This is a genomic window from Rhodanobacter fulvus Jip2, from assembly GCF_000264315.1.
In the GTDB taxonomy this organism is placed as follows: Bacteria; Pseudomonadota; Gammaproteobacteria; order Xanthomonadales; family Rhodanobacteraceae; genus Rhodanobacter; species Rhodanobacter fulvus.
This window is the reverse complement of record NZ_AJXU01000015.1, coordinates 91,009-101,318: the sequence shown is the minus strand read 5'-3', so window position 1 is coordinate 101,318 and position 10,310 is coordinate 91,009. Positions and strand designations below refer to the sequence as shown.

Sequence of the window (10,310 nt, the reverse complement as noted above, 5' to 3'; positions counted from 1 at the left end):
CTGAACGTGACCCCCTCGGCGGGCGACATCGCACAGGGTGACGCGTTCACGGTCACGGGTGCATCGAGTTTCGACGCGGGTGCGCATGCCATCACGCTCGGCAACACCGGCAATAACTTCACCGGCGCAGTGAGCCTCGCCAACAGCGGCGGCCACAACGTGACGCTGGACAACGGCACCCACGCGCTGGTGCTGGGCGACGTGCAGGTGGGCAGCGGCACGTTGGCGGTGACCGGTACCGGCATCACGCAGGCCGCCGGCAGCACGATCACCCAGGAAGCGAGTGCCGGCGCAGCATCGTTCGACGCCGGTGTGGGCGTACTCCAGCTGGGCAACAGCAACAGTTTTACGAGCGCGGTGAGCCTCGCCAACAGCGGCGCCTACGACGTAACGCTGGACAATGGCACCCACGCGTTGACGTTGGGCACGTCCACGCTGGGCAGCGGCACGTTCAGCCTTGAAGGCACCGGGGCGACGACCCTGGCCGGCATCCTCAGCACCAGCGGCGGCGCGATCAGCCTGGCCGGTCCGGTGACGCTGGGTGCGGCCACCACCGGCATCGACACCACCGATGGCGGCACTGTGATGACAGGTGCGGCGATCACCTTCGGCGGAGCGGTGAACGGCGCTTCCAACCTGACGCTGAATGCCGGTACCGGAGGTGCGGTCACGCTGAACCAGGCGGTAGGCGATACGACCGAGTTGACCGGCCTCACCGTCACGGCGGGGAGCTTCAATGCGCAGGCATTGAACGTCGACGGCGATCTGAACGTGACCACCTCGGCGGGCGACATCACGCAGGGTGGCGCGTTCACGGTGTCCGGTGCATCGAGCTTCGATGCGATCGCGCATGCCATCACGCTCGGCAACAGCGGCAACCACTTCACTGGCGCGGTAAGCCTCGCCAACAGCGGCGCCAACGATGTCACGCTGAACAACGGCGCCAACGCGCTGACCCTGGGTACGTCCACGCTGGGCAGCGGTGCTTTCAATCTTACGGGCACCGGCCAGACGACCCTGGCCGGCAACCTCACCACGACTGGCGGTGCGATCACCTTGTCCGGCCCGGTGACGCTGGGTGCGGCCAGCACCGGCGTCGATACGACCGATGGTGGCAACGTGGCGGCCGGCGCGGCGATCACGTTCAACGGCGCGGTGGATGGTACTTCGACCCTTACGCTGAATGCCGGTACGGGAGGTGCGGTCACGTTGGGCGGAGCTGTCGGTGCCACGACAGTACTGACAGGCCTCAACGTTACGGCAGGCAGCTTCAGCGCGAATGCGCTGAACATCGGCACGGGTGGATTGGCGGTGACTACCCATGCCAGTGACATCACGCAAGGCGGTGCATTCACGGTCGGCGGCACATCGAGTTTCGACGCGGGGACGCATGCCATCACGCTGGACAACACGAGCAACCACTTCACCGGTGCGGTGAGTCTCAACAACAGCGGCGCGGACCACGTCACGCTCAACAACGGCGCCAATGCGCTGGAGCTGGGCAATGTGCAGGTGGGTAGCGGCGCGCTGACGGTGACGGGTGTCGGCATCACGCAAGCGACCGGCAGCACGATCACCCAGGCGGCGAGTGCGGGTGCAGCGAAATTCAACGCCGGTGCCGGCGTACTTCAGCTGGACAAGGCCAACACCTTCACCGGCGCGGTGGATCTCACCAACAGCGGCGCGAACGCCGTCACGCTCAACAACGGCGCCACTGCGCTGGAGCTGGGCAATGTGCAGGTGGGTAGCGGCGCGCTGACGGTGACGGGTGTCGGCATCACGCAAGCGACCGGCAGCACGATCACCCAGATTGCGGGTGCTGGTGCGGCGCAATTCAACGCCGGTGCCGGCGTGCTTCAGCTGAGCAACAGCAACACGCTCACTGGTGCGGTAAGCCTCACCAACAGCGGCGCCAACGATGTCACGCTGAACAACGGCGCCAACGCGCTGATCCTGGGCACATCCACGCTGGGTAGTGGTGCTTTCAACCTTACGGGCACGGGCCAGACGACCCTGGCCGGCAACCTCACCACTGCGGGCGGTGCGATCACCTTGTCCGGCCCGGTGACGCTGGGTGCGGCCAGCACCGGTGTCGATACGACCGGTGGTGGCAGCGTGGCGGCCGGCGCGGCGATCACGTTCAGCGGCGCCGTGAACGGCGCTTCCACCCTGACCCTGGATGCCGGTACGGCCGGTGCGGTCACGTTGGGTGGAGCGGTTGGCGGCACGACAGCCTTGACCGGCCTCGACGTGACGGCCGGCAGCTTCAGCGCGAACACGCTGAACATCGGTACCGGCGGGTTGTCGGTCACCACCCTGGCCAGCGATATCACGCAAGGCGGTGCGTTTACGGTCGGCGGCACCTCGCGCTTCGACGCGGGCGCGCATGCCATCACGTTGAATCACGCGGGCAATAACTTCACCGGTGCGGTGAGCCTCACCAACAGCGGCGCCAACGACGTCACGCTCGACAATGGCAGCCATGCGCTGGTGCTGGGCGACGTCCACGTGGGCAGCGGCACGCTGTCGGTAGCGGGTGTGGGCATCACGCAAGCGGCCAGCAGCACGATCACCCAGACCGCGAGTGCGGTTGCGGCGCAATTCAATGCCGGTGCCGGCGTACTCCAGTTGGACAATGCCAATACCCTCACCGGCGCGGTAAGCCTCAACAACAGCGGCAACCACGACGTGACGCTGGACAACGGTACCCACGCGTTGACCCTGGGCACGTCCACGCTGGGCAGCGGTACCTTCAGCCTTGAGGGCACGGGTCAAACGACGCTGGCCGGCAACCTCACCACCACGGGCGGTGCGATCACCTTGTCCGGCCCGGTGACCCTGGGCTCGCCCACCACCGGCATCAATACCACCGGCGGCGGGGCAACGGCGGGCGCGGCGATCACCTTCAATGATGCACTGGACGGTGCGTCCGGCCTGACCCTGGATGCCGGTACCGCGGGCGCGGTCACGCTGACTGGAACAGTTGGTGGCACCACGGCCCTGACCGGTCTCACCGTCACCGCCGGCAGCTTCAGCGCGAACGCGCTGAACATCGGTACCGGCGGACTGTCGGTGACCACCCGCGCCGGCGATATCACGCAAGGCGGTGCGGGTGCATTCAAGGTGGCGGGAACGTCGAACTTCACCGCCATGAATGGGCACGCGATCACGCTGGACAACACCGACAATGATTTCCAGGACGCCGTGACGGCAACGGGTACCGGGGTGTCGATCACCGCTCATGACGACCTGACGATCGACACCCTCAACAACGGCAGCAACGGCACCGTGAGCCTGATCGCCGGGGGCGCGCTGCTGCTGCCCACCGGTGCGATCGACACCGGCACTGCCGACCTGACGCTGGCTGCCAACGGCGGGACATTGATTGCGCCCGGCGCACTGAGCGGCGCCAACGTGACGCTCAGCAGCCAGGGCGACATCACCCTGAGCGATGCGGTGAAGGCGACGGGAACGCTGAGCCTGACCAGCCTTGCGGGGGCGATCGGCCAAAGCACCGGCAGCCTCACCGCGGCCGAGCTGATCGGCGGTTCGAATGGCATCACCCTGCTCGCCGGCACCAACTACATCGACAGCCTGGGCGATTTCAGCGCCAGCGGATTCAGCCTGACCAACAGCAAGGCTCTGGCCGTCGATGGCGTGGTCGATGGCAGCAGCAGTACCGCGCTGACCACGCTGGCCGGCGACCTGGCGATCAACGGTACGCTCAAGGGTACGACGGTCACGCTCACCTCGGCCGGCGCGATCGGCGAAGGTGCGTCCGGGGTGATCGAGGCGGCCACGCTGACGGGCACTTCGCAGGGCGATACCTTGCTTGACGGCGCCAACCTGGTCGACACGCTCGACAGTTTCAGTGCGGCCAACTTCACGCTTGTCAACGCGCAGGGCCTGGCCACGAACGGTGCGCTGACGACGACCGGCGGCACCGGCAGCATCACCCTGAAGACGAGCAACGGTGCCTTGAGCCTGGGCAGCGACCTGACCGGCGGCGCCATTTCGCTGGACTCGGCCGACGGTCTTGCGCTGGCCAACAACATTACCGGCAGCGCGGTCGAGCTGAAGTCTTCCGGTGGCGGCATCAGCCAGAGTGCCGGCATCATCACGGCCGGCACGCTGAGCGGCAGTGCCACAAATGCTGTCACGCTGGGCCAGCTCAATCAGGTGGCTGCGCTGGGCGATTTCAGCGCCGATGGATTCAGCTTGACCAACGGCGCCGCCCTGGTCGTCAGCGGCGTGGTCGACGGCGGCGGCAGCACCGCGCTGACCACGCAGACCGGCAACCTGACGATCAACGGTACGCTCAAGGGCACGGCGGTCACGCTCACCTCCGCGGGCGCGATCGGCCAAAGCAATTCCGGGGTCATCGACGCGGCCACGCTGACGGGCACTTCGCAGGGCAACACCTCGCTTGGCGGCGCCAACCTGGTCGATACGCTCGGCAGTTTCGGCGCGGCCAACTTCAGCTTTGTCAACGCGCAGGATCTGGCGGCAAACGGTCCGCTGACGACAGCGGGCAACGCCGGCAGCATCGACCTGAAGACGAGCAGCGGCACCTTGAGCGTGAATGGCGACCTGACGGCGGCTGCCGTTGCGCTGACCTCGGCCGACGATCTCACGCTGACCCACGATATCGACGGCACCGCGGTGTCGCTGGCCGCTGGCGGCGACATCAACCAGAGCACCGGCGTCATCACGGCCGGCACATTGACGGGCCAGTCGACCGGCACCACCACGCTGGGCGGCGCCAACCTGGTCGGCACGCTGGGAAGTTTCAAGGCCACCAATTTCAGCCTGGTCAATGCCACGGACCTGTCCGTCAACGGCCCGCTGCAGATCACCAGCCCCAGCGGCGGTGTCAGCCTGACGACGACGTCGGGGATCCTGACGGTCAATTCAGTGTTGAGCGCCGGTGCCGTCAGCCTGGACTCGGCCGGCAACCTGGCGTTAGCGCACGAAGTCAGCGGTGGCCTGGTCACGCTGGCGTCGGGCGGCACCATCAGCCAGACGGCATCGGGCAAGCTCACGGCCACCACCTTGACCGGCCATTCGGTGGGCAGCACCACGCTCAACGGATCGGGCAACAAAATCGGCACGCTCGGCAGCTTCACCGCGGCGGGCTTCGGTCTGACCAACAGCCAGTCGCTGTCGGTCGCCGGTCCGGTCAATGGCGGCGCCAGCACGTCACTGGCGACCACGGCCGGCAACCTGGCGATCAACGGTGCCGTGAACGGCACCACCACCGCGTTCAACGTTGCCGGCAACATCACCCAGGGGGGCGGCGGCGTCATCACGGCGGCTACGTTGCGCGGCACGGCGGGGGGCGCGGTAGCGCTCGGTGGCAACAACCATATCGGTACGCTGGGTGATTTCAGCGCCGCCGGTTTCAGCCTGAAAAACGCGCAGGACCTGACCGTCGCCGGCACGGTGAATGGCGGCAGCAGCGCGGGACTGGCGACGACAGGCAACCTGGTCATCAACGGCACGCTCACCGGTGCGACCACCACGCTCGACGTTACCGGCGCCATCAGCGAGGCCAGCGCGGGCAGCATCGTCGCCGGCCGGCTCAATGGCGACACCACCGGGGCCGTCAGCCTCACCGGCAACAATCGCATCGGTTCGCTGGGCGATTTCAGTGCGGCCTACCTCAACCTCGGCAATGCCCAGGCACTGACGGTGGCCGGCACCGTCGACGGCGGCACCAGCACCACGTTGACCACCACCAGCGGCGATCTGACGATCAACGGCGCGCTGAAAGGCACGGCCATGACGCTGGACTCGGCCGGCGCGATCAACGAAGGCAGCCAGGGGGTGATCACCGCCGCCACGCTGACCGGGCGGTCGACCGGCGTCACCGCGCTCAACGGTGCCAATCGTGTCGGTACCCTGGGCAGCTTCAATGCAGCGGGCTTCGACTTCACCAACGCGCAGGCGCTGTCGGTCAACGGCCCGCTGACGATCGCCAGCGGCGGGCGTCTGCACCTGACGACGACATCGGGCCTGCTGTCGGTCAACACCGCATTGCGCGGTGGCGACGTGGGCCTGGGTTCCGCCGGCGACCTGACGCTGACCCAGGCAGTGCAGGGCGACATGGTGGCGCTGGTTTCCGGCGGCAATATCAGCCAGACCGCCAGCGGCATCGTCACCGCTGGCACGCTTACCGGGCGTTCCGTCGGCAGCACCGTGCTCGATCCGGTCAACCATGTCGCCGCGCTGGGCAGCTTCAGTGCCGAAGGCTTCGACCTGGCCACCGACCGGACGCTGACGGTCATCGGCCCGGTCGATGGCGGTGACCACGTGAACCTGATCACCACCAATGGCGACATCATCATCAACGGTCTGGTCAGTGGCACCCGCACCACGCTCACCTCGGCCGGTGCCATCAATCAGGGCTCGGCAGGTGGCATTGCCGCCAGCACGCTGAGTGGCAGCTCGACGGGCGCCACCACGCTGGAAGGCGGCGGCAACCGGGTGGCCACGCTGGAGGCTTTCAAGGCCGCAGGCTTCAGCTTCACCAACGGGCAATCCCTGATCGTGACCGGTCCGATCGAAGGCGGTGCGCGTACCACGCTCACCACCACCCGCGGCGGCGACCTGTCGATCGACGGTGCCGTTCAGGGCGGCATGATGACCCTGGTTTCCGCCGGTGCCATCAACGAAGGCGCCAGCGGCAGCCTCACCGCCGATACGCTGACCGGCAGCGCGGCAGGCATGGTGATGCTGGGCGATGCGGCGCACCCGCTGGCCAACTACATCGGCACGCTGGGCGGCTTCTCGGCGCCGGCCGGCTTCAGCCTCACCAACGCCCAGACCCTGACCCTGGCAGCCGTGAATGGCAGCGACTACACGGTGGATGCCGGCACGTCGTCGACCTACCTTTCGGTGATCAATGGCGACTTGCTGCAGACAGACCAGGCGCCGTTGTACAACGGCGTGGGCACGTGGGCATCGACCGGCCATATCGGTGTCGGCGGCGCGCCGATCTACGTGACGGGTGTCGACGCGCAGGTCATCGTCCCGGGTGGCATTTCGCCTGCGTATTTCTATGCGGTGGACCGGCAGGGCAACATCCTGCCGCTCACCGGTGGCAGCAGCATCAACGTGCCCACGTCGGCGTTGACCAGCCGTGCGCAGAACACCAACAAGCACACCGACTCGTACATCGACCCCAGCGTGATCTCGGCAAACTACCGTGCTTTCGGCATCGTGCCCTCGGGCTTGCTGCTGCCGCCCGACCAGCAGCGCTGCGCACCGGATGAGCTGGATTGCGATGATGAGTAAAGCCTGTCCCACCCGTGCACGTGCGATGCGATGGTGGATTGCCGTGGCCGGTTGCGCGCTGGCGACCTCCGCCGGTGCCCAGCTGGCGCCGCGGGTCACCGGTGAAACGGTGATCGCCCAGCTCGACGCGGCGCAGCGTGACCTGGCCACGAAGGCGCATGCATCGGCCGATCCGCAACTTGTGGCCACCAGCGAACAACTGGCGCACATGGCCAGCGACTTGCGTGCCACGCTGAGCGGTTCCGACGCGGCCAAGCCCGTGGACATCATCGACGGACGCGCGCAGGCAAGAGCCCGGCGTGCGCAGGCCGCCGCACAACGCACGCGCGCCTATCTCGCCATTTCCGACGGATGCCTCGGCGGCGACGCCCGCGCGCTTGCCGATGCCCTGACCGCCAGCGTCAAGCGACTGGCCCACGCCGAGGATTCGTCCAAGGACGCGCAGCCGGTGATCGACGCGGTCGAGACGCTGGATCACAAACCGTTGTTCGCCCTGCATCCCGGCGACCAGCCGCTGGCGTTCGCCCTGATCGGCACGAACCTGTCGGACGCGCAATGTGCCGATCCCGGGGTCACGGCCACCGACGGACAGGGCGCACCGCTTGCAGTGCAACCGGTGATCACCGGTGTCTCGGCGGCCCGCATCGAGCTGAAACTGCCACCTAGCCAGATGCTCGAACCTGGCAGCTACGTGCTGCATGTCGTGCCCAAGCGCAAGACCTTCCTGCTCGGCTGCGTCACCCAGCCCGAAGCGGTTGCCGTGGTGCAGATCGCGAAACCGCTGCGACTTTCCGTGGATTACACGTTGACCGCCATGTGCGCCGCCGACCACGGTGGCGCAGGGAAAAACGTGCCGCTGGGCGCGGGCACCTTGCCCGACATCAGTGCCTACGGCAGTACCGTTTCGCAGCAGATCGATACCACCGCCTGCGGTGATCCGCTGAGCTACGCGGTAAGCGCCACGGTCCGGCGCGCGGACGGCAGCAGCGCATCGATCGGGCCGATCGTGCAGAGCGCCAATGCCAGCATCACCGCCGGTTTGCCCGGCGGGCTTTCGCTCAACTGGAATCCCTCGATCCACACGATGTTCGTGCGCTCCGGCGCGAATACCTGCAAGGGCGTCCATTGACGCCCTCGTCGTGTTTCATTCGTACTCGGTGCGGCCGGAAACAACCTGCAGCTCGCTGACTCCGCCGGGGGCGAGGTCGTTCAGCAGGTCCAGGAAGCTCTTGTCGACGAGGCGCTTGGCGCGCTCCAGCAACAGCGGGATCGGGCTGGACGGTTCGTTTTTCGCGTAGTAATCGCACAATTCGTCGAGTCGCTTGATGACGTCCTGCGAATTCTCGATGCGGCCACTGGCCACGGGTTTTGCGTGGCCCGATGCAACGGCTTCCGCACCGTCCTCAGCCTCATACTCGCCCGCGGCCTCGTCTTGCGGCATGCGCTTGGCAAGCTGCGCTTCCACGAATTTTTTCAGCTCATGGATATCGCCGATCAATGCCTTCAGATCAGGGCCGGCGGTACCGATCTGCTCGCTGAAAATGCCGTCGATCGCTTTGGCCTGATCCAGCGCCTCGTTAATCGCCGTGGCGTTGGCCAGCAATTGCTCTTCCGGACAATCCATGCAGCACGCTTCGAGCTCGGTCAGGCTGGGTGCTTCGCCGGATTCGCTATCAGGTGAGCTGATTTTCAGCGTGCCCTGGGCAATGTGCAGATCGCGCAGTGAAAAACGCCCCAGTCGCGATGACTGCACAAAAGGCGTGGTGCGGAAATAACCGAGCACGCTCTGGGTGTCGCTGATCGGCACCACGGCGTTGACGCGGGCGGTCGGATCGTTGTCGTCCTCGGCGTCCAGTTGCGGGTGCACGGCATCCCAGTAGTTCTCCAGCAAGGCGCGAATCAGGCCCAGCCCCGCCGCCCAGCCCGGCATGCCGTCGGTACGCATCCAGGCGGTGGCCAGGTGCGTGGCAACGCGCAGATCCTTGGAACGTCCCAGCAGCGCCTCGGCCATGCTGGCGACCTTTTCCCAATCCGGCTCTTCGGCCGCCTTGACGCTGTCGCCGATGGCGCGTTCGGCCTTGGGCGAGGCGGCACGGTCGAGCGCCAGAAAATCCTGGTCGTATTCCAGGTTTTCACCGGTGGGCAATTCATCCCCGAGCGGAGCAATCAACGATTCCAGATCATGGTTTGACATGGCGTCCATATATCGCGGCAATGGAGGCTTGCATGGTAACGCAATTGCGCCGTTCCATACGATTTCGTGGCGCGTTCGGAACGTGTTCGGATAATCATTTTTCCGGCGTGGTCACGGCTTGATCGCGCTGTGCAAGATAATCGTCGCAAGGGGCCGTGCAAGCTACGCGTAGGGCTCAACGCTGTCGTGCGCAGTCGGCTGCCTGTTCGGCGCTGGCTGCGCCGCCGCGGATGCGTCCGGAGTTGGCCACCACGACGCTGAGCGCCTGTTCGGCCGTTCCGCGGCGGCAGAACACGAAGGTGAGATTGCTGCCGCGGGCGCTGCCATCGGCCTGGAAACGCACGTGGCGCCGGCCGACCGAACTCTGGATCGTGAGGCGTTCGGCATAGTTGCCATTGACATGCAGCGGCTGGCCGTCGGGCTGGTTGTCATGATCGCGATCGGCGGCAAGCAGCCAGCCGTGATCCCAGCGCTCTTCGTCGGCGCATTGCTGGCCGTCGCGGCTGGGACAGAACACCGTGGCCTGCCGCGCAATCACGGCCGCTTCGCGGGTGTGATGCAGGGCGCCGATGAAATCGGCCTGGGCGGTCCGCAACTGGTTCCGGTCGAGCAGGCGCCGCATCGACGGCATCGCGGCGCCGACCAGGGTCGCCATGATCGCGACCACCATGACCTGTTCGACGAGCGTGACACCATGCTCCCTGTGGCACCTCATCCATCCCTGATTCGGCACGTTCACGCTCCTGCGTCGCCTGGAACCGGCATGCTAGGCGTCGGCCGGGAGCGTGGCTGTCGCCCGACCGGCGCCTCCGGCGTCGGT

4 protein-coding genes are annotated in these 10,310 nt (G+C 66.6%); 2 read left to right on the top strand and 2 right to left on the bottom strand.

Going from position 1 to position 10,310, the window contains the following annotated elements; genetic code table 11:
* Positions 1–6 precede the first annotated feature (6 nt).
* Positions 7–7,296: a beta strand repeat-containing protein gene (locus tag UU9_RS18160; RefSeq protein WP_040670143.1), complete on the top strand. Its 7,290-nt coding sequence runs from the start codon at positions 7–9 to the stop codon at positions 7,294–7,296.
* Entirely contained in the window at positions 7,289–8,425 is a 1,137-nt protein-coding gene (locus UU9_RS03465; RefSeq protein ID WP_156804164.1) for a hypothetical protein, read from the top strand. Before UU9_RS18160 ends, UU9_RS03465 begins: the two co-directional genes overlap by 8 nt.
* A gap of 15 nt (positions 8,426–8,440) precedes the next feature.
* On the opposite strand, the gene tssA is transcribed toward UU9_RS03465, so the two are convergent.
* Positions 8,441–9,499, bottom strand: a complete 1,059-nt coding sequence (gene tssA, locus UU9_RS03460; protein ID WP_007080329.1) for a type VI secretion system protein TssA — start codon at positions 9,497–9,499, stop codon at positions 8,441–8,443.
* A 166-nt stretch (positions 9,500–9,665) separates the two neighbouring features.
* Complete coding sequence (locus UU9_RS03455; protein ID WP_007080328.1) at positions 9,666–10,160, bottom strand: GspH/FimT family pseudopilin; 495 nt, start codon at positions 10,158–10,160, stop codon at positions 9,666–9,668.
* Positions 10,161–10,310 lie beyond the last annotated feature (150 nt).